Genomic DNA, 20009 nt, shown 5'->3' on the forward strand with positions numbered 1-20009 from the left:
TCAGGCCATCAGGGCCTCCCTCTCCCTGGTCACCTCGTGCTGCAGGGGATCCCCGCCCACGTACCGGCGCAACTCGTCCACCACGAGGCGGCCCATGCGCCTGCGCTCGGCGCCCTGGGAGCCGGCGATGTGCGGCGTGAGCACGACGTTGGGCAGGTCGTAGAGGGGGGAGCCGGGCTCAGGCGGCTCGGGATGCGTCACGTCGAGGACCGCCTGGAGGTCGGGCCTCTCCGCGAGCACGGAGACCATCTCGGCCTCCCGCACGACGGCCCCGCGCGAGGTGTTGATAAACGTGGCGTCCGGTTTCATGGAGGCGAGGTGGGCGCCCTCGACCATGCCCTCCGTCTCCTGCAGCCAGGGCGTGTGCAGCGAGACGACGTCCGACGTCGCGAACAGCTCTTCCAGCGGAACGAGCTCGACGCCCAGGCCGGCCGCCTCTTCTTCCGTTACGTAGGGGTCGTGGGCCACCACGCGCAGGTCGAAGGGTTCGAGGCGCTTACGCAGCAGGCGTCCGGTGGCGCCGAGGGAGACGATCCCGACCGTGCTCCCGTAGGCGCCTGGTATCCCCACGCGCGGCGGGAAACCCCGCTCCCGCCTGACGGCGGCGGCGAGGTGCCAGACGCGCTTCAGGGAGAACAGGACGGCAGCCAGGGCATATTCCGCGACCGGAGCGGCGTTGGCCGCGTAGGCGCTGACCACGCGGACATTCCTCTCCCAGAGCTCATCCGTGACGAAGTGGCGGACGGACCCGGCCCCGTAGAAGACGGCTTCGAGACCTGGGGCCGCCTTCAGGAAAGCCGCATCCATGACCGGGGCTCCCCAGCCGGAGAGGATCACCTCCGCCCCGGCCAGTAACCCCGGGTCCTCCGCGACGGACTCGGCGGTCTGCGGCGGGGCATAGACGTCCACCATCTCCTCGATGTCCGCCCTCTCGGGCCCGCCGTAGACCCCGGCGAAGGCGTCTGGCCTGAGAACGTACAGGGCGCGGGGCTTCACGCAGAACCTCCCGCGGGCACCTCGCCGAGCACGTGCTCCAGGTAGCGACGCTTCATAGTTTCGAGGACCTCTTCGCCGGGCTTCGCCCAGATCGCCTCGTTGAAGATCTCGACCTCCACGGGGCCTTCGTAGCCCGCGTCTTCGACCGCCTCGCGCATCCGGCGAAGCCCGATCACGCCGTCGCCCATCATGCCGCGGGAGAGAAGCGGGTCCCCGCCTCCCCTGGGCCAGTCGTCCACGTGAAACCCGAGAATGCTTCCGGACGCCCGCCCTATTTCGGTGTAGAGATCCGCGTCCCACCACACGTGGTAGGCGTCAATGACGACCCCGACCCGTGGCGAGCCGACCCGTCTGACTATGCCGTTCGCCTCGCCCAGGGTGCAGACGACGGAGCGGTCGGCGGCGAAGGCGGGATGCAGAGGCTCTATCCCCAGGTTGATCCCCGCCTCGTCGGCGTAAGGCGCCAGGGTTTCTATGGCCTCTTCTACCTCGTCCCTGGCTGCCCTGAGGTCCCTGCCTGGGGCCGCGCCGCAGACCAGCACGAGCACGTCCGTGCCGAGGGTGGCGGCCTCGTCCACCGCGCGGCGGTTGTCGTCGAGGCGGTCTAATCGCTCCCGCTTCGTGGTGGCCGGGAACATGCCGCCGCGGCAGAGGCTCGAGACCTTCAGGCCCGTCTCCCGCACGATGCTGGCGCTCTCTTCCAGGCCCGTTTCGGCCACCTTGTCGCGCCACAGTCCGATCCAGGGTATCCCGGCCCGCGCGCAGCCCTCGGCCGCCTCGCGCACGCCCCACCGTTTCGTCGTTGCCTGGTTGAGGCTGAGCCGTGAGAGGCCTGTCATCAGGAGACGCCAGCCAGCGCCAGCACGGGCCGCATCCTTCCGGCGGACTGCTCGGGGTCGGCCAACAGCCCGGCCCGGTCGGCCAGCACGAAAATCTCGGAGAGGTGGATGATGGATCTCGCCCCTTCGAGCCCCCCGACCATGCGGAAGTGGTCCTGGTGGCCGTTCAGGTAAGCGAGGAAGACGACGCCTGTCTTGTAGAAGCGGGTTGGCGACCGGAAGACGTGGCGGGCAAGGGGGACGGTGGGGGAGAGTACCTCCCCGTAGCGTTCTTCGTCGCCCTCGTCCAGGGCGCGCAGGGCGAGGGACGCGGCGGGTGCTATGGCGTCGAAGACGCCGAGCAGGGCGTCGGAGTAGCCCTCCTCGTCGCCAAGGATGAGGCCGGGGTAGTCGAAGTCGTCGCCGGAGTACATTCTCACGCCCTCGGGCAGCCGGCGGCGCATAGCGACCTCGCGCTCGGCGTCGAGCAGGGAGACTTTTATGCCCTCGATCTTGGGCGCGTGCTCCCCGATGATGCCGAGGCACGACTCCATCGCGAGGTCGAGGTCGTCGTGGCCCCAGTAACCCTTCAAGGCGGGGTCGAAAGCTTCCCCGAGCCAGTGCAGGACTACGGGTTCCGAGACCGCCGAGAGCACGTTCCCGTAGACCCTGGCGTAGTCTTCGGGGCCGCGGGCGGCGGCGGCCAGCGCCCGGCTCGCCATCAGGATGACGCGCCCGCCCGCGCTCTCGACGGAGGCGCACTGTTCCTCATAAGCCCTTTCTACGTCCACGAGGGAGCTTGCCTGGTTCTGATCTAGGTGGTCCGTGCCGGCGCCGCAGGCTATGCGGTCTTTGGCGCCCTCCGCGCGGGCCTCGGCGACGGAGCGCCGTATCAACTCCCCCGACGTCTCCCAGTCGAGGCCCATCCCCCTCTGGGCCGTGTCCATCGCCTCTGCCACGGAGAGGCCCAGGGACCAAAGGTGACGCCTGTAGGCGAGCGTAGCCCCCCAGTCTAGAGCTACCCTGAGCGTCGGGTCGTTGTCTGCCAAAGGGTCGGCGACGACGTGGGCCGCGGCGTAGGCGACCCGCGTCCGCGGCGGCGCGGCGGGCACGATGGGTAGCGGTTCTCCGTGGGGTATGTATGGTTTCAGCGACCCGTCGGCGCGCGGGAGCGTTAGTTCTTTAAGCACGGCCCAGCTCCCTCTCGGGCTCCCGCGACGGCCGCGCCTCGAGTTCGGGGACGTCTAGCCAGCGCCGCTCCCTCCAGGACTGCAGGCCGAGCTCGGCCAGTTGCACGCCCCTGGCGCCTTCGAGCAGGTCGTAGGGGAACGGGTCGTCGGCGACCACGTGTTTTAGGAACATCTCCCACTGGATCTTGAACGCGTTCTCCGGCTCGTCGTCCTGAGGGATATCGAACCACTGCGAGCGGTAGTCGTTCGTGTCGGGCAGGTCGGGGTTCCAGACGGCCTTCGGCGTGTTGGCCCGGTGCTGGGCCTTGCAGTCGCGCAGGCCCGCGACCGCGCTTCCCTCCGTGCCGTCGACCTGCAACTCGAAGAGTTCGTCCCGGTTGACGCGCACGCACCACGAGGAGTTGAAGTGCGCGACTATGCCCCCCTCCAGCTCGAAGGTCGCGTAGGCCGCGTCGTCGGCCGTCGCCTCGTACGGGGCGCCGGCCTCGTCCCGGCGTTCGGGGATGTGGGTCGCCCCGAGGCAGGAAAGGGCCTTGATCGGGCCGAGCAGGTTGTCCAGGACGTAGCGCCAGTGGGGGAGCATGTCCACGATGATCCCGCCCCCGTCCTCCGCGCGGTAGTTCCAGGACGGCCTCTGCGAGGGACGGCCCTCCCCCTCGAAGACCCAGTAGCCGAACTCGCCCCGCACCGAGAGGACGCGGTCGAAGAAGCCCTCGTCGACGAGACGCCTCAGCTTGAGCAGGCCAGGCAAAAAGAGCTTGTCCTGGACTACGCCGTGCTTGACGCCCCGCTCGCGGGCCAGGCTGGCGAGGTCCAGGGCTTCATCCAGGCTCGTTGCGGTCGGCTTCTCGCAGTAGACGTGCTTGCCCGCTTCTATGGCCTGGCGAACGGCCTCCACCCTGCGGGTCGTTGTCTGGGAGTCGAAGTAGATCTCCGTATCGGGATCTGCCAGGCACCCCTCGAGGTCCGTGCTCCAGCGCCCGACTCCGTGCGCCTCGGCCAGGGTGCGCAGCTTCTTCTCGTTGCGCCCGACGAGGATCGGATCGGGCATAAGCGTCTCGCCGCCGGGCAGCGCGACCCCGCCCTGCTTCCTGATGGCGACGATGGAGCGCGCGAGGTGCTGGCGGGTTCCCATCCTCCCCGTGACGCCGTTCATTATGATGCCGATCCTGCGTCCCGAAGGCGACGCCACGGCTACGCCTCCAGCTCCACGCCGGCCTCTTTGCAGAGGACCCGGATCTCGGCGAGCGACTCCCGGGTGGCGCCTTCGAGGCCGCCCCGGGCAGTCTCGTAGTGGGTTTCGAGGGAGAGCAGGCCGGCGTACCCGTCATCGGCGAGGGCGCGAAGCTGGCCAACGTAATCTATTACGCCCGAGCCCATCTTCGTCCAGTCGCCTCTCTCGTCCACGTCCTTGAGGTGGACGTGGACTACGCGGTCGCGGACGTGGGCGTAGCCTTCGGGGAAGGGCCGTGAGCTCATGGCCGCCTCGTTGCCGGGGTCCCAGATCACGCCGAGCGCCGGCGACCGCACGCGGTCGAGGACCCAGCCGGTCTCCTTGCCCGTGGCCAGGTTGCAGGCGTGCTCGTTCTCGATGCCCAAAGTGAGGCCGGCAGCCTCCGTTCTCCTGGCTGCTTCGGCCAGCGCCTCCGAGACCTCCTCCCGCACCTCGTCAGGCCTCTCGACCCGCCAGAACGAGAACGCCCGCACCAGCGGGGCATCGAAGAGGCGGGCGACGTCGAAGGAGCGTTCGAGGACCTGCCACTGCTCGTCCCTGGCCGCCGGCGAGGCGAAGTGCGTGGCGCCTCCCGGCTCCCCGCTACCGTCGAGGTGGCACTTGAAGAGCGGCGAGGCTATCCCGCCGACGCGTATCCCCCTGGCGTCGAGGAGCGACTTCATCTCGGTCAGGCTATCCTCGTTTTGGGAGACAACGTTCTCGCCGCCGACGGCGCGCAGCTCGACCGTGCTCACGCCAAGGTCCTCGCAGACGTCGAGGGCGTGGGCAAGATCCTGGGAGATTTCGTCAGTGATCACGCACAGGCGCACCTGTTCTCTCCTTTCGTCGTGTCCTAGCGGGGGCCGGCGGTGAGCCCGGAGGGTTCCTCGAAATGGGACAGGTACTCCGACTGGGCCTCGAACATCTCATCGAACATCTCCCTCGCGCCTGGCCTGTGGCCGACGAGGGGGTCGTTCGCGAAGGCCCTGTAGGCGAGGTCCCGGTCCCCGGCCAGGGCCGCGTCGACGATCACCTCGGCGTTCCAGACGTGCGGGTGGACGAGGGCCGCGACTTCGGGCGGGAGCTCCCCGAACGCGACGCCCGAGGCCCCGAGTCCGCCGACCGCGCCGAAGGTCTCGACCACCGCACCATCCGGGACGCCGCGGAGCTGGCCGTTGTTTGGCAGGTTCATTATGTTGACGGATGTCCTGCCCGTCGTCATCGCGGCGATGATGTCGGAGATCTCCTCCCGCGAGCGCTCGAGGGGGATGGGCTCTTCGCCGGAGGCCATCCTGCGCGTCTTCTCCCTGGCGGCGGCGAGCTTCTCGCGCCGGGTCTCCATCGTCGTGATCCTGAGGTCGAGCCGCCCGCGCTCCTCATCGCTCTCCAGGTAGCCGGGGACGAACTCGCAGACGTGTCGGTCGCCCGCCGCGGGCAGGTAGCCGTGCGTGCGGCACAGCTCGGTCCTCATGCCCCAGGTGTTCACGAACGGGTCGCCGGAGGACGACCTCCCCAGCGCCCGCTCGCGCGCCTCGCCGCCCGCGACGCGCCGGAACGCTTCTCCCGTGACGTCCCGCCCGCGGGCGGAGACGGCCGTGATCCAGATAAAGTGGTTGACGCCGGCTACGCCCACGCCAACCTCTTCTTCCGGAACGTCGAACATCTCGGAGAGCATGGCCAGGGTCGAGAAGAGCTCGTGGCAGAGGCCGACGCAGCGCACGGAGGTCGCCTTCGTGACGGCCCTGGTGAGCGTCGTCATCGGGTTGGTGAGGTTGAGCATAACCGCGTCCGGGCAGTGCTCCTCCATCGCGCGGGCGATGCCGACGACGACTGGGATGTTCCGCAGGGCGCGGAACACGCCGCCCGGGCCTACCGTGTCCCCGACCGTCTGCACCACGCCGTATCGGGCCGGTATCTCGAGGTCGAGCGCCATCGTGTCGAGGCCGCCGGTGGAGATGCAGAGCACCACGAAGTCCGCCCCGGCGAGGGCCTCCTCCAGCACGGTAGTCTTCTCCAGCGCGAGGTCTGCGCCGGAGAGGGAGACCATGCGTTCACCCAGGCGATAGAGGTCTTCAAGGGCCTCGGGGTCGAGGTCGTGGAGGGTGAGCGTGCTCCCCGACAGGTCCTCGTTCAGGGCGACGTCTTCTATTATCTTCGGCCCCCACTGGTAGCTGCCGCCCCCGACGACGGCTATCTTCGGTGCCGCTTTACCCTCGCTCACCGGTTGGCCTTCTCGAGGGCGCTCTCGGCCTCGGTAAAGAACTGGTCGACGGCCTGGTCGACGTTCGACCGGCCGAAGGCTACGTCCTGGTTGGTGCGGAGCAGGATCTCCTCGATCTCGCCCGCTCCCATCGGCGGGGGAGGGGGCAGGGGCGCGGCGTCCTGGCGGACGGAGGCGAGGTAGTCGAAGACCTTCTGCTCCGTCTCGGGGACCTCGCTGCGCAGCATCTCGCGGATCTCCGAGTTGCCCGAGATGCCGCGCTCGGTGCCGAGGATCCTGTTCGCCTCCTTGTCGTTGAGGAAGAAGTCTATGAGTTGGACGACCTCCTCCTGGTAGTCGCTGCGCGAGTAACCGCTCAGGAGCTGGGAGGGCTTGAGGTATATGCCGGGCTCGGCGCCGCTCGGTATCGTGGTCAGGTCGAGCTCCCTCTCGGTAAGCTCCGCCAGGCCCGTGTACTGGTTGGAGAAGGCGAACTCCATGGCGGCCTTGCCCCGGATCAGGAGCGTCGTGTTGAGGTCCCCCGTGTCGGTCGCCTGCAGGTCGCCGGGCGCGGCGGCACCGGAGCGGCGCAGGTCGTCCCAGAACGTCAGCCACTCCCTGTAGGTCTCCTCGTCGAAGCCGAGGCTGGTGCCGTCGTAGAGGCTCTGGCCCCTCTGGATGGTGAAGATCTCGAGCACGGGCTCCACACCACCCGCGTCCTCGACCCCGTAGAACTCTTCCCCGCCTGCCCCCGAGAGCTGCCCGGCGGTCCGGGCGAGGTCGTCCCAGGTCCAGGAGTCGTTCGGGGCTCCATGCCTGCGTCCTCGAAGCGCGCCACGTCGTAGGCGACTATCTGCGCGTTGTCCCCGAAGGAGAGCGCGTAGGTCTTGCCGTCGATCTGGCCGTTCTCTATCTGCCCCCGATCGAAGTTCTGGAGGTTGATCTCGTCCGGTATGTACTCGTCGAGCTCCATGAGTACGCCGCGACCGGCGTACTCCGTCAGGTAACGGTAGTCGGTCTGGATGACGTCCGGGGCGTTGCCGCCGGAGGCCTGGGTGGCGAGCTTGTTCCAGTACTCGTCGAAGTCGCCGATGGGCTCGGGCGTGATCTTGACCCCCGAGTTGTTCTTCTCGAAGAGCTTGAGGGCCTCCCTCGTCCTCTCGTGGCGCACCGTCGAGCCCCACCAGGTCATGCGCATCTGCGTCCCGCCGGCGCCGCTGCCGGCGCAGCCGGCCAAAAGCCCAGACGCGTAGAGGCCGGCCAGGACCGCGCCGCCCCCCTTGAGCACCTGCTTCCGGGTCAACGTGTTTTGCATAATTCCTCCAAGGTTCTCTGGTCTTTGGCTCGTCTTCTCCACAGGCTCAGCCTTTCAGGCCCGTGGTGGAGATGCCCTCCACGATCAGGCGCTGGAAGAACAGGAAGAACAGGAACGTGGGCGCGAGCGAGAGGACGCTCATCGCGAACATCGGCCCCCACTGCGAGTCTCCGGTGGAGTCGAGGAACAGCCTCAAGCCCAGCGGCACCGTGTAGAGCGCGGTGTCCGAGAGGTAGATGAGCTGGCTGAAGAAGTCGTCGTAGGTCCACAGGAAGGTAAAGATCGCCGTCGTCACCAGCGCCGGCAAAAGGAGCGGGACGATGATGCGCCAGTACACGGAGAACGGCCCGCAACCGTCCACCTTCGCCGCGTCGTCCAGCTCCCTCGGGATCCCCCTTATGAACTGGACCATGAGGAAGATGAAAAAGGCGTCCGTGGCGAGGAACTTCGGCACGATCAGGGGCAGGAACGTGTTGACCCAGTCGAGGTTGAGGAAGAGCGTGTACTGCGGGATCAGGGTGACGTGCTGGGGCAGCATGATGGTGAGAAGCATCATCGCGAACCAGAAGCCCTTGAAGCGGAAGTCGAGCCTGGCGAAGGCGTAGGCCGCCATCGAGCAGGCGAAGACGTTGCCCACAACGGCCCCGGCGCACACGACGAAGGAGTTAAGGAAGAAGCCGCTGAAGGGCGTCCCGGCACCGAACCAACCGTCCACGTAGTTAGAGAGCACGATCTCCCTCGGGATCAGGGACAGGTCGCTGAAGATCTGGTCGGCCGGCTTGAGGGAGCTCGCGAACATCCAAAGCAGGGGGTAGAGCATGATCACGGCCCCCCCGATGAGCAGGGCGTGCAAGGTCAGGGCCCGCCAGCCGGCCCCCGCCCCCCGCTTGCCCGCCGGCGCTTCCGTCGGTGCCGCGCTTTGCGTCGCCATCTCCTCCTACCTTCCGTCGTCTTCGTAGTGGACCCAGTAGCGGCTCATGAGGAAGTTGGCCGCCGTAAAGGTGCCTATGATCAGGAGCAGGACCCACGCCATCGCCGCCGCGTAGCCCATCCGGAAGTTGGCGAAGCCCTCCTGGTAGAGGTAGAGCGTGTAAAACAGCGTCGAGTCCGAGGGACCGCCGGAGCCGCCGGAGACTATGAAGGCCGGCGTGAAGGCCTGGAAGGCCCGGATGAGCTGCAGGACGAGGTTGAAGAAGATGATCGGGGTTAGGAGCGGGATCGTTATCCTCAAGAACCGGGACACCTTGCCCGCCCCGTCCACGGCCGCGGCGTCGTAGAGTTCCTGCGGGATCTGCCTGAGGCCCGCCAGGAAGATGACCATTGGCGAGCCGAACTGCCACACCCTCAGGAGCACCAGCGTGTAGAGGGCTGTCCCCGGCGTGGAGATCCAGCTCGGGGCGGTCTCCCAACCCAGGAGCGCCAGGAACTGGTTGAAGAGCCCGTCGCCGCCGAAGACCTGCCGCCACATGATGGCGATGGCCACGCTCCCGCCCAGGAGCGAGGGCAGGTAGTAGATGGCCCGGTAGGTCCCGAGCGCCCTGATGCCCCTGTTGAGCAGCACCGCCACCAGGAGGGCGAACGCGAGCTCCAGCGGCACCGAGAGCGCCACGTAGATGAAGGTGACCTTGAGCGACTGCATGTAGCGCGGGTCTTCGGTGAACATCCTGACGTAGTTCTCCAGGCCCACCCACGTGGGTGCCGTCAGGAGGTCGAAGTCGGTGAACGAGAAGTACAGCGAGGCGAGCATCGGCCCGAGCGTGAGCGCGAAGAGCCCGAGAAACCACGGAGCGAGGAACAGGTAGCCCCACAGGTTCTCGCCCTGCTGGCGCCGGCTCCGGCCGCCGGAGGGCGGTCGGGCGGGCACGACCTCGCCCGCGGCGTCGTCTCGCGCTCCCACTTCCGTGCCCCTCTCGCGGGCGGTCCCGCCGACGGCGAGGGCGCGCGGGTCGTGCCCGTCCGCGTTGCCTGAGAGCGTCATGACAGAATCCTCCCCGCCTCCTCGAAGAACCGGTCGACGCCTTCGTCTATGCTCGTGCGGCCGAAGGCTATGTCCTGGGAGGTGCGCTCGAGGAGGCTGCCGGTGTCGGCCAGCACCTCCCCGACGTTCACGGGCCTCTGGATGGTCATGGGTACCTGCTCCTCGGCGACGCGCTCGACGTAGGCGACGATCTCACGCTCCATCTCCTCCATGTCGGGCAGGAGGAACTCCCGGATCTCGGGCGAGGGCGGTACCCCCCGCTCGGTGCCCAACGGCCTCGCCACGTCTGGCACGTTGACCAGCGCGTTCATGACCTTCGTCGCCTCCTCCGGGTACTCGGTGCGCGAGTAGGCGCACATGGTCAGGGCCGGGCGCAGGTACATCCCGTACCGCGAACCCGAAGGACCGTTTGGTATGACGTTGTGCCCGAGACCCTTGTCCACGAGCCCCGAGAACGCGATGAGCCTGTTCGAGAAGTCGAACTCGGCCGCGGCCTTGCCCGTGACGAGCGGCGTGTCCGTGACGTCGCCGGTGGAGAGCGCCTGCACCTCGGCCGGCACGGCGGCCCCGCTCTCTCTCAGACGGTCCCAGAACTCCCACCAGTCGGCGAGGTCGGACTTCTCGAAGCCGAGCCGGCCGTCCTCGGTGAAGAGCTCCCTACCCCGCTGGCGCACCCACACCTCCAGCACGTAGCCGTCCCCGCCGGTGTCCTCCGTGCCGAAGTACTCTCCCCCCGAGGACCGCCCGACGTCGGTGGTGATCCTCTCGAAGTCCTCCCACGTCCAGCCCTCGTCCGCCTCCCTGACGCCGGCCTTCTGGAACGCCGCCGCATCGTAGATGAACATGAACGAGTTGAGCCCGAGCGGCACGCCGAGCAGCTTCCCGCCTACCCGGTCGAGATCTAACGTCTCCTCCGGCCAGCCTTCGACGGAGAGCAGGTCCGGCACGAAACGGTCGAGCTCGAGCAGGATGCCGCCCCGCTGGGAGAGCTCGGCGAACTGGTTCGGCTCGGACTGGAAGACGTCCGGCGCGTTGCCGCCCGTGGCCTGCGTGACCAGCTTCTCGAAGTACCCGTCCCCGCCCGAGAGCTCCGTGGCGATCTCTACCCCCGGGTTCTTCTTCTCGAAGACGCGCAAAGCCTCCTGCGTCCTCCTGTGCCGCCCCTGCTCTCCCCACCACGTCATCCGCAACCGGGTCCCCCCGGCGGAATCCCCTCCCCCGCAACCGACCAGGCCCATCGCCAGAGCCCCGGCCACCGCGCCCCCGCCAACCCTCAGAAAATCGGCCCGCGTATGCCCCCGCCGAAGACCACCGGTCCCTCCAATGCCAGACACCTGCTTTCCTCCCCACAGATAGAAAGCGTTTTCTAAACAGGGAACATAACAAACGGTTCCTGGGGTGTCAACCCGATCCGGGAGGGCGGTCGATGACTTGTTTTCGCGAGGAAAGGGGTAGGATAAGCTTATCGTTCGGGTGTGGCGTATGGTTCAGGAGGTAGGGCGGGTTGGCCAATCTCGCGAAAGTCGCCAGGCGGGCCGGGGTCTCTCTGGCCACGGCTTCGCGGGTGATCTCCAACAGCCCGTACGGGGTGACGGCGGAGTTGCGGGAGCGGGTGTTGGAGGCGGCGCGGGAGCTGGATTACGTGCCCAACGCGCACGCCAGGGCGCTTGTCAGTTCCAGGACGCAGACCATCGGCGTCGTGGCCCAGGACGTCAGCGACCCTTACTTCTCCGAGGTCGTGCGGGGGGTGCAGCACGTGGCGGACGAGGCGGACCGGCTCGTGACCGTGTGCAACACCCACCGGGACCCAGAACGGGAGCTCGCGTACTTCAGGCTATTGAGGTCGCAGATGGTAGAGGCGATCCTGCTCGCCAGCAGCGGGCTCGAGGACGAGGGGCACGTCAAGACGATGGCCGCGCAGATAGCGGCGTTCCAGTCCTCCGGGGGGAGGGTTGCCCTGATCGGGCGCCACAGCCTCGTCGCGGATAACGTGGTGCCCGAGAACTTCAAGGGCGCGAGGGCTCTGGGCCTCGAGCTGTCGCGTCTCGGGCACCGGCGCTTCGGGGTCATATCCAGCCCGACGCGCCTCGCGAGCACGACGGACAAGCTGGAAGGCTTCAAGGACGCGCTCTCCGAAGCCGGCATCGAGCTGCCGCCTGAGTGCGTGGTCGAGGGGGACTTCACGCGCGACGGCGGCTACGAGAGCATGCGTAAGCTCCTTGGCAGGGTCCCCGACCTCACCGCCGTCTTCGCGGCCAACGACCTGATGGCCGTCGGGGCGCTTGCCCTGCTGCGGGAGAAGGGCGTGGCCGTGCCCGAAGAGGTCTCGGTCGCCGGCTTCAACGACTTCCCCATAGCCCGCGACATGGTCCCGTCGTTGACTACGGTTCGCCTGCCGCTCGTCGAGATGGGAGCAAGGGCCGCCAGGCTAGCCCTCAGACCGCGCGAGGACGGGGCCGACGGCGGGCCGCGCGTCGAGAGCCTGCCCACGCGCCTGATCCTACGCGACAGCACCGGCCCAGCGCCGAAAGGTTGAGCCGGTCAGCATTTCAGCTAGTCAGCACTTCAGCTTTTTGCTGACGGGCTTAGAGCGAGGCCTGCTACGAGCAGGCCGAAGCGTGCTGACAAGCTCGCGAAGCGAGCGGGCTGACTAGCTGCCCGAAGGGCTGGCGAAGGGGGCGAGGTGTCTGCGGAAGTGCGACTCCAGGTTGGCGGCGTAGGCTTCCTCGTCTTCGCGCAGGAGCTCGAAGAGGCGTCCGCCCAGCGCGGCGGCGTCGAGCACCGAGCCGAAGGTTACGTGCAGGATCTCGCGCTCGTCGAACCTGTCCAGGAGCAATGGTAGCTCCGCATCCTCGACGGTTTCGGGACGGGCGGCCTTCTCCACGTTCGCGGAGACGTGGTAGCTCGCGCGGTCCTCCGGGTAGCGGGCCAGGGCGAGCGCGTAGACCTCGCGGAAAAATGCTGGGTCGAGGACCGCGGCGGTCCTGAGCGCCTCCAGGTAGCTCGTCCCCGCGGTCTTGAGGTGCGCCAGCCCGCGGGTCTGGCGCACGAAGGCGGGGTAGACGGAGAACTTGTCGGAGCCCGAGTGGAGGCTGAGCTTGTACGGGCCGTTCGGGGAGGCCTCCCTGGCGATGGCCGCGTGTACCGCAAGGTCCTTCTCGAACTCGGCCACGTCGCCCAAGTAGTCGACGCCCTTCTCGAAAGAGCCGACGAGGCGCGGCGCGAGGCTGACGAAGCGCACCCCGAGTCGGGAGAGCTCGCGGACTATGTAAAGGTGCTGGACGTGCGTGGTTGGCGACTCGGTCTCGTCTACCGAGACCTCCACCTCGAACTCACGCTTCCCCATTACCGACTCAAGCCGCCGGTACAGGTAGGCCGCGTGTACGACGGCCCGGCCGTACTTGACGGCGGCCCGGGCTACCGACTCCCCGTCAACGGGGACTTCGTGGCCGTCAAGGGAGAGGCTTGCGTCCGGGTAGCGTCCCAGGAGGTTTCCCGGGGTATCCTCCAGATCGTCCCAGGGCAGACCGTCGAAGAGGGCGCGCAGCGCGGTCGGGTCGGCGGTCCCGGCGCGGTCGTCGACGCGGTCGCCAGGGTCGAAGGTGAAGAAGGTGTAACCGGCCGCGGCGCAGGCGTCCACGTGTTCGGCCGTCTTGAGGTGGTCCGCGTCGGCGCCGAAGCCGTCGCGCCAGTCCTCAGCGAAGACGCCCCACGCCGCGTCGTCCATCACCTGCCGCGGCGTGCGGCCCGCGCGCTCCATCTCCCGGATGGACTGCTGGGCGAAGATGGGGCCTATGCCTGCACCGGAAGAACGCATAGCCCGCACGTGGCCCGGCGTCGCCAACCCCAGCCTGTCGCCCATGCCGGCTGAGGTGCCCAACCCTAGCGGACGCGGGACGAGCCACGGCAGGACCCCGCGCAGGGCATCCAGGTTCTTCGGCCCCGCGGGGCCGAGGAGCAGGACTTCGTCGCCGCGGCGGGCGCGGTCGCCCTCCAACCTCGCCAGCAGCGGCGAATCCGGGGGAGCCAGCGCGGCCAGCCGGGGCTCAGAACCGTCCCGGGACAGCCCGACCTCCGCCTCTCCGACAACGCTCACGGACCGGACGTCCAGGTCGCGCAGCGCCCGTAGACCGCCGGGTTTGAGGCTCATGATCCAGGTCCTTTCATATACGCTTCGTTACACGCCGAGGGGCGAGAACGTGGGGTGGCCTTTCTTCTATCAGGTTGTTGACCCCTGATGCTTTCCCCTGTTCCAGGGTCGACGACTCGACCACCAACAACGTACAGGACGGAGAGGATCTGTCAACCTGACGGCGCCGGGCGTCGCACGGAAGCCCTCTTTCGGAGCGACGGACGACGCTCTGCTCTAAACTCTGTTTGTGCGTCACGGAAGAGACAACTTCGTCGGCTCGAAAGAGTGCCGGTGAGCGGGGAACTCGACGGGCGTCCGGCGCCGGTTGCGCTTGTGGTCCGCGCGGTCGAAAGGCCGGGGGTGCTCCACGCGCTTACGAGCGTCATTCTGGAGCATGGGGCGAACATCGCCTACGTCGATATAGCCGAGCGGCGCGAGGACGGGTCCACGGTCTACTTCGAGCTCGAAGGCGTTACGGAGGCGGCGGCTGAGGTCTTGATCCGGGACCTGGAGGCGCTGCCAATCGTCGGGGAGGTCGAGCGGGCGCCGTCGTTCGCGAAGATATACGGGAAGAGGATCATAGTCGTCGGCGGCGGCGCCCAGGTGGGTCAGGTGGTCATCGGCGCCGTCGCCGAGGCCGACCGCCACAACATCCGCGGGGAGAAGATCTCGATCGACACCATCCCGCTGGTGGGCGAGGAGGACCTGGCCGCCGCGACGAGGGCCGTGGCCCGGTTGCCCCGCGCGGTGGCCCTGGTGCTCGCGGGCGCCTTGATGGGCGGGGACGTCGCCAAGGCCGTGTACGAGATCCGGGAGAAAGGCATCATCGTCCTCTCCCTGAACATGCCGGGCAGCGTCCCCGACGCCGCCGACCTCGTAGTCAGCGACCCCGTCCAGTGCGGCGTCATGGCCGTGATGGCCGTCTCCTCCTCCGCCCGCTTCGACATCGCCCGCCAGCGGGGAAGACGCTATTAGAGCGGTCAGCTATCGGCGCGCTGCGGCTTCGCCTCCGCTTTCGGCGGTCAGCTACTTTGTTCTTGCTGAAAGCTGACCGCTGATGGCTGATAGCCTTGCGAAGAGGCTTATGGGCCTCTTCACAAACCGCTTCAGGAGCCTTGCGCCGCGTCCTCCGAGGTTATGCGGATGCCGTTGCGCGAGTGGTCGCGCAGGAAGACGGCGTTCGGCTGTTCCTCGAAGTCCGTCCCGGCCTCCCGCAGGCGCGAGACCACCTTTTCGAGGTCCGCGGGTTCGGGAAGGTGGATCTCGAAAAGGCGCAAACCCGCGCTTCCGTCCGGCGGTGGTGGGGCGCCCGCGCCGGCCCAGGTGTTGAGGCCTACGTGGTGGTGGTAGCCGCCGGCCGAGACGAAGAGGGCCTGCCCCCCGTAGCGGGCCACCACGTCGAAGCCCAGGACGCCGTGGTAGAAGCGCTCGGCCTCGGCCAGATCCCGAACGTGCAGATGCACGTGGCCTATGCTCGCCCCGGCCGGTAGCCCTTCCCACGGTTCCCCGGCGCCGGGCTCCTTGAGCAGGCCGCCGAGGTCCAGGCGCCTGGTATCCATCTCCACCAGGTTTTCCCGCCAGCGCCAGGTGTCGCGCGGACGGTCGCGGTAGATCTCGATCCCGTTCCCGTCTGGATCGTCCAGGTAAAGCGCCTCGCTCACCAAATGGTCGGAAGCCCCCCACAGCGGGTAATCCTTGTCCACAAGCCGCCTGAGGGACCTCGCCAGGGAGACCCTGTCCGGCTGGAGGATCGCGTAGTGGTAGAGCCCCGTCGTGTCCCGCGGTCGCGGCGGCGCCCCCGGCGACTCCGTCAGGACCAGCATGTCCTCCCCGCCTACGCCGAGATAGGCCTCGTTACCCTGCCGCCGATGTACCCGAAACCCGAGCACCTCGACGTAGAACTCCAGCGAGCGCTCCAGGTCGGCTACCGTTAGACGCACGGCGCCGAGGTGCAGCGTCGCGGGAAGCCCCTCCGACGCGTCACCGGCCCGATCCCGCCTCACGGAACCCATTACGCCACCACCCCCCGCAACTGCCCGTCGCGCCGGCCGGAGGCCCCGGTTGTCGCGATGTTCATAAAACCTTCTCCTTATCCTGTCCTGCACGACCGTCGCCGCACGAGAAGCGCGGGGATTCGCCCGCGCTTCTCGTCGAGTTCTATTACCTGAGTATAGCGAGCGCGCTCTCGAGACTCGGGGTGCCGAGTATGCCATCGAGGCTGAAGGCGCCGGCGCCGGTGAACAGCAGGGCGAGCGCCATGGCGGCGAGCGCCAGGTTGTACTCGTAGCCGCCGTTCATGCTGAAAAAGCCGTTCCTCAGATGCACCGTGAGCGTGGCGACGACCATCGTCGCGACGAGGGCCAGGGCAGCCAGCGGCGTCAGGAACCCGACGGCTATAAGGATCCCACCCACGAACTCCGCAAGCCCGGCCACTACCGCCATCAGATAAGGCGGCCTTATGCCAAGCTGGCCGTGGAACCCCGCCGTGCCCTTCAACCCCGGGCCCCCGAATGCGCCGAACAACTTCTGGGCGCCGTGCGCGACGAAGATCACACCCAACACCAGACGCAACACCAACAAACCGACGCTTACCATTTCCACCCTCCTCTTGGGCTTTAGTTACTTTACATAACCGAATATATATTCGTATATAGGTTACGTCAAGTGCGACGTCATGATAAAATTCCGTGCGATGGCGGAGATGCACCAAGAGCGGGTAGAGAGTTCCGAGAGGTTCTGTCCGAGGTATCAGCGGGCGGTCGAGATCGTTGGCCGCCGGTGGAGTGGGGCCGTGTTGCGGGCGATGCTGGCCGGGGCTTCGCGTTTCGGTGAGATACAGGATGCGATACCCGATCTCTCCAACAGGATGCTCTCCGAGCGGTTGCGGGAGCTCGAGGCCGAGGGGATAGTCGAGAGGGTCGTCGTGCCCGAGCGGCCCGTTCGGGTCGAGTACCGTTTGACGGAGAAGGGGCTGGCGCTCCACGCGGTGGTCGACGGCCTCTCCCGGTGGGCGGAAGAGTGGATCGAGCCGGAAGGTCTCGATCCGGACGGAGAACGTTCCGCCGAAACCGCGTGATCCGCGCGCAAGGGTTGTGGGACGAGTTTATCCGACGTCCATAAACGCACGCCAGCAGCAGATAAGATCCGAAAGGAACGTTTCATGGAGCTAGGCTTGTATACCTTCGCGGACGTTGGGCCGGGCGTGGATCCCGCCGGGCGTTTGCGCAACCTCGTCGAGGAGATCGAGCTGGCGGATCAGGTCGGGCTCGACGTCTTCGGCGTCGGGGAGCATCACCGCCCGGACTACGCGGTCTCGTCGCCGGCCGTGGCGCTCGCAGCGGCGGCCGAGCGCACGAAGAACATCCGTCTGAGCAGCGCCGTTACGGTTTTGAGCTCGGACGATCCCGTCCGCGTCTTTCAGGACTTCGCCACGCTCGACCTGCTTTCCGGCGGGAGGGCCGAGATCATGGCCGGCCGCGGCTCGTTTATAGAATCGTTCCCCCTGTTCGGCTACGATCTCGGCGACTACGACGAGCTGTTCGCCGAGAAGCTCGAACTGCTGCTGAAGTTGCGCGAGTCCGAGAGGGTGACGTGGTCTGGAAGGCACCGCGCGCCCTTGGAGGACGTCGGCGTGTATCCGCGTCCGGTCCAGGACCCTTTGCCGGTCTGGATCGCGGTCGGCGGGACCCCGCAGTCCGTGGTCCGGGCCGCCTTCCTCGGCCTGCCGCTCGCGATCGCGATCATCGGCGGCCAGCCCGAAAATTTCGCGCCGCTCGCGGACCTCTATCGCAAGGCCGCGAGCGAGGCCGGCCACGACCCCGGGCGGTTGCCCATAAGCATAAACTCCCACGCCTACGTGGCCGAAACCTCTCAGCGGGCAGGCGACGAGTACTTCCCGACCTACGCCGCGATGATGAACCGCATCGGCCGGGAGCGGGGCTGGGGCCCGATGCGCCGCGGCCAGTTCGAGGCGGGACGTTCGCCGCGCGGAGCGCTCCTCGTGGGTAGCCCCGAGGAGGTCGTCGAGAAGATCCTCTACGAGCACGAGCTCTTCGGCCACGAGCGCTTCATGGCCCAGATCAGCGTCGGCGCCCTGCCCCACGACAAGGCTATGCGCGCCATAGAACTCTTCGGCGCCGAGGTCGCCCCCGCCGTCCGTAGAGAGCTCGAACGTCGGAGATCCACGAGCGTGCAAGAACCTTCAACCGTCTGAACAAGAGGCGAAGCGCGCTCTGCAGGACTCGAACCTGCGACCGCTAGACGCAAGTGAATATTGCCTAAAGCGGTTTGCAAGGAGGTTGGGCCTCTTCGCAGGGCCATCAGCCTTCAGCAAGAACAAGAAAGCTGACCGCTGAGAGCGGAGGCGAAGCCGCAGCCGGGCTGATGGCTGACCGCGCGGATCGCGGTGGCTCGATGCCACCGCGATCCGCTTTAGCGACCGGCCTCTTCGTGGACCCGGTACTCCCGGAATGCTTGCCCCGGCTCCAGAGATCCGCGTCCGTGGTTCGCAAACCGGCAAGCGTTGCCCAGTTGCTTGATCAATTTGAACGTCGTGGACGAAGGATTCGGCGCTTAGAGTCGGGTTGTGGGCCGGCGAGACTCGAAAGGAGAGCGAACATGAGCGCAGGGACGACACCGGGTTCTTCGGGGGGCGACTACAACCTCTCTGCCCCGGTCAACGGCTTCATCGAAGTGGTCCGGCGGGTGGTGACGGCGCCGGCGCTGTTCTTCTCGGCGATCCCCAGGCGCGGCAACTACCTGGCCCCGCTGCTCTTCGCCCTGATCTGCATCGAGATCTCCACGATCCTCGGCGGCCTCGTCAGGCTCGCCTGGCGGAGCGAGGCCGCCGGCGGCGTGAGGTTCGAGGGGGCGGGCTACGGCTTCGGGAGCTTTGTCGCCGACGTCATCCTGTCGCCCATCGGGGGCACCATAGGCCTATTCGTTCTGGCCGGCATCGCGCACCTTCTGGTGGTGCTCTTCGTTGGGGGCGGCAACTCGGGGTTCGAGGCGACCTTCCGCGTCGCCTCCTACGTCTCGGTCACGAGTCTGGTCAACTGGATCCCCTTCGTGGGCGGGCTCCTCGCCCTCTACGGGCTTTACCTGGCCGTCGTCGGCATCCGCGAGATGCACGCCACGACCACCGGCAAGGCCGCGCTCGTGGTGCTGTTGCCGGTCGCGGTGATCGCGCTCATACTCCTGCTCGTGATCCTGGTCGCGGGCGCCTTTATCCTGGGCCGGCTTACGTAGGCGGCCCCCCGGCACGAATGCGGGCACGAAAGGAGCATCCCATGCGGGACACACCGATCAGCGTCGAATACCCCAAGCGGGAGACCTGCACCTCCGGATCTCCCTGGGGCCTGCCGCCTGAAGGCGGAACCCGGTGAGGGGACGGTTGGATCTCCGGCGTCTGCCACGACCCGACCGGCAATCGCCCCCCCAGAATAGTCGAGGAAGGTGGAACGGTCAGGATCACCGAGTCCGAGCCTTCCTTCGAGCGCCTGCCGGCGGTCTTTGGGGGCGTCCCCCTCTACGAGATCAGGATCGGCGGGGGACGCCCCTTCGCCCTGACCATAGAGACGGGGGCGAGCGAGTTCGAGATGGATCTCGGGGGCGTGCCCATAAGCAGCCTGACGGTCAGGCAGGGGGCCGGCAGGTTCGAGCTGGATTTTTCGGCCCCCAACCCCGCGCCCATGGAGACGTTCGAGGTGTCGAGCGGGGCGGCGGGCATCGAGCTGAAGAACCTCGCGAACGCCAACTTCTCCGAGATGCGGCTCTCCGGGGGGGCAGCCGGCTACGAGCTCGATTTCGGCGGCAAGCTCTCGCGAAACGCCAACGTCGCCGTCGAGGCCGGCCTGAGCGGTGTGGATATCGAGGTCCCCGCCTCCACCGCGGCCAAGATCGTGGCCGAGACGACCCTCGGCAGCGTCGACGTGGGCGACGGGTTCGAGAAGAGGGAGGGCGCCTTCTGGACCGGGTCCGGCACGGGGCCGATGCTGACGGTCCGCGCCGGGGTGAGGCTGGGTTCGCTGAAGCTCAGAACGGCATAAGCCTTCAGCCGACCAGGCCCCTCGGTGACGGAAAGAAGGCCAGATGAACGCGTTGACGAGAACTGCACCGGACCGGGTTACGGGCGCGGGACCAAACCGTAACGGTGCCGTCTCCAACAC

The 20009-nt window shown here is 67.5% G+C and carries 18 protein-coding genes and 2 pseudogenes; 6 read left to right on the forward strand and 14 right to left on the reverse strand.

Going from position 1 to position 20009, the window contains the following annotated elements; genetic code table 11:
- The 11 genes and pseudogenes from GBA63_RS02120 to GBA63_RS02165 form a co-directional block, all read right to left on the reverse strand.
- The gene (locus GBA63_RS02120) at window positions 1-996 is read right to left on the reverse strand and encodes a hydroxyacid dehydrogenase (RefSeq protein ID WP_207957031.1); all 996 of its coding nucleotides are present in this window, start codon (window positions 994-996) and stop codon (window positions 1-3) included.
- A complete protein-coding gene (locus GBA63_RS02125; RefSeq protein ID WP_166173033.1) occupies window positions 993-1835 on the reverse strand; it encodes a sugar phosphate isomerase/epimerase family protein in 843 nt (280 codons plus the stop codon). Before GBA63_RS02125 ends, GBA63_RS02120 begins: the two co-directional genes overlap by 4 nt.
- The gene (locus tag GBA63_RS02130; protein WP_166173035.1) at window positions 1835-3004 is read right to left on the reverse strand and encodes a dihydrodipicolinate synthase family protein; all 1170 of its coding nucleotides are present in this window, start codon (window positions 3002-3004) and stop codon (window positions 1835-1837) included. Before GBA63_RS02130 ends, GBA63_RS02125 begins: the two co-directional genes overlap by 1 nt.
- Entirely contained in the window at window positions 2997-4160 is a 1164-nt protein-coding gene (locus tag GBA63_RS02135) for a Gfo/Idh/MocA family protein (protein WP_166179738.1), read from the reverse strand. The genes GBA63_RS02130 and GBA63_RS02135 overlap by 8 nt, the downstream gene beginning before the upstream one ends.
- A gap of 38 nt (window positions 4161-4198) precedes the next feature.
- A complete protein-coding gene (locus tag GBA63_RS02140; protein ID WP_166173037.1) occupies window positions 4199-5047 on the reverse strand; it encodes a sugar phosphate isomerase/epimerase family protein in 849 nt (282 codons plus the stop codon).
- A 23-nt stretch (window positions 5048-5070) separates the two neighbouring features.
- Window positions 5071-6438 carry a family 4 glycosyl hydrolase gene (locus tag GBA63_RS02145; RefSeq protein WP_166173039.1) on the reverse strand — a complete coding sequence of 456 codons (1368 nt, stop codon included), beginning with the start codon at window positions 6436-6438 and terminating at the stop codon, window positions 5071-5073.
- Window positions 6435-7151, reverse strand: a pseudogene (locus GBA63_RS23880) (ABC transporter ATP-binding protein); the annotation flags it as partial. The pseudogene GBA63_RS23880 and the gene GBA63_RS02145, both read right to left, overlap by 4 nt.
- A 77-nt stretch (window positions 7152-7228) precedes the next feature.
- Window positions 7229-7732: pseudogene (locus tag GBA63_RS23885) on the reverse strand (ABC transporter substrate-binding protein); the annotation flags it as partial.
- Between the two features lie 46 nt (window positions 7733-7778).
- Entirely contained in the window at window positions 7779-8663 is an 885-nt protein-coding gene (locus tag GBA63_RS02155; RefSeq protein ID WP_166173043.1) for a carbohydrate ABC transporter permease, read from the reverse strand.
- A gap of 6 nt (window positions 8664-8669) precedes the next feature.
- The gene (locus GBA63_RS02160) at window positions 8670-9629 is read right to left on the reverse strand and encodes a carbohydrate ABC transporter permease (RefSeq protein ID WP_407690828.1); all 960 of its coding nucleotides are present in this window, start codon (window positions 9627-9629) and stop codon (window positions 8670-8672) included.
- A gap of 77 nt (window positions 9630-9706) precedes the next feature.
- Window positions 9707-11044 (reverse strand): ABC transporter substrate-binding protein, encoded by a 1338-nt coding sequence (locus GBA63_RS02165; protein ID WP_166173047.1) that lies wholly within the window; start codon window positions 11042-11044, stop codon window positions 9707-9709.
- A 170-nt stretch (window positions 11045-11214) separates the two neighbouring features.
- Between GBA63_RS02165 and GBA63_RS02170 the strand changes: the two genes are divergently transcribed.
- On the forward strand, window positions 11215-12246 hold the full coding sequence (locus tag GBA63_RS02170) for a LacI family DNA-binding transcriptional regulator (protein WP_166173049.1): 1032 nt from the start codon (window positions 11215-11217) through the stop codon (window positions 12244-12246).
- 114 nt (window positions 12247-12360) lie between these two features.
- On the opposite strand, the gene GBA63_RS02175 is transcribed toward GBA63_RS02170, so the two are convergent.
- Complete coding sequence (locus tag GBA63_RS02175; RefSeq protein WP_166173051.1) at window positions 12361-13860, reverse strand: tagaturonate epimerase family protein; 1500 nt, start codon at window positions 13858-13860, stop codon at window positions 12361-12363.
- A gap of 273 nt (window positions 13861-14133) precedes the next feature.
- Between GBA63_RS02175 and GBA63_RS02180 the strand changes: the two genes are divergently transcribed.
- On the forward strand, window positions 14134-14817 hold the full coding sequence (locus tag GBA63_RS02180) for a DUF5612 domain-containing protein (protein ID WP_207957033.1): 684 nt from the start codon (window positions 14134-14136) through the stop codon (window positions 14815-14817).
- Between the two features lie 131 nt (window positions 14818-14948).
- Here the strand turns inward: GBA63_RS02180 and GBA63_RS02185 are convergent, their stop codons facing one another.
- Complete coding sequence (locus GBA63_RS02185) at window positions 14949-15854, reverse strand: VOC family protein (protein WP_166173053.1); 906 nt, start codon at window positions 15852-15854, stop codon at window positions 14949-14951.
- A gap of 148 nt (window positions 15855-16002) precedes the next feature.
- A complete protein-coding gene (locus GBA63_RS02190) occupies window positions 16003-16437 on the reverse strand; it encodes a DoxX family protein (protein WP_166173055.1) in 435 nt (144 codons plus the stop codon).
- A 97-nt stretch (window positions 16438-16534) separates the two neighbouring features.
- Here GBA63_RS02190 and GBA63_RS02195 point away from each other — a divergent pair, with 97 nt between their 5' ends.
- The 4 genes from GBA63_RS02195 (at window position 16535) to GBA63_RS02210 (ending at window position 19889) form a co-directional block, all read left to right on the forward strand.
- Complete coding sequence (locus tag GBA63_RS02195; protein ID WP_166173057.1) at window positions 16535-16918, forward strand: winged helix-turn-helix transcriptional regulator; 384 nt, start codon at window positions 16535-16537, stop codon at window positions 16916-16918.
- 84 nt (window positions 16919-17002) lie between these two features.
- The gene (locus tag GBA63_RS02200) at window positions 17003-18055 is read left to right on the forward strand and encodes an LLM class flavin-dependent oxidoreductase (protein ID WP_166173059.1); all 1053 of its coding nucleotides are present in this window, start codon (window positions 17003-17005) and stop codon (window positions 18053-18055) included.
- A 404-nt stretch (window positions 18056-18459) separates the two neighbouring features.
- Window positions 18460-19089 (forward strand): YIP1 family protein, encoded by a 630-nt coding sequence (locus GBA63_RS02205; protein ID WP_166173061.1) that lies wholly within the window; start codon window positions 18460-18462, stop codon window positions 19087-19089.
- Between the two features lie 350 nt (window positions 19090-19439).
- Window positions 19440-19889, forward strand: a complete 450-nt coding sequence (locus tag GBA63_RS02210) for a hypothetical protein (protein WP_166173063.1) — start codon at window positions 19440-19442, stop codon at window positions 19887-19889.
- Window positions 19890-20009 lie beyond the last annotated feature (120 nt).

It is taken from the genome of Rubrobacter tropicus (assembly GCF_011492945.1).
In the GTDB taxonomy this organism is placed as follows: domain Bacteria; phylum Actinomycetota; class Rubrobacteria; order Rubrobacterales; family Rubrobacteraceae; genus Rubrobacter_D; species Rubrobacter_D tropicus.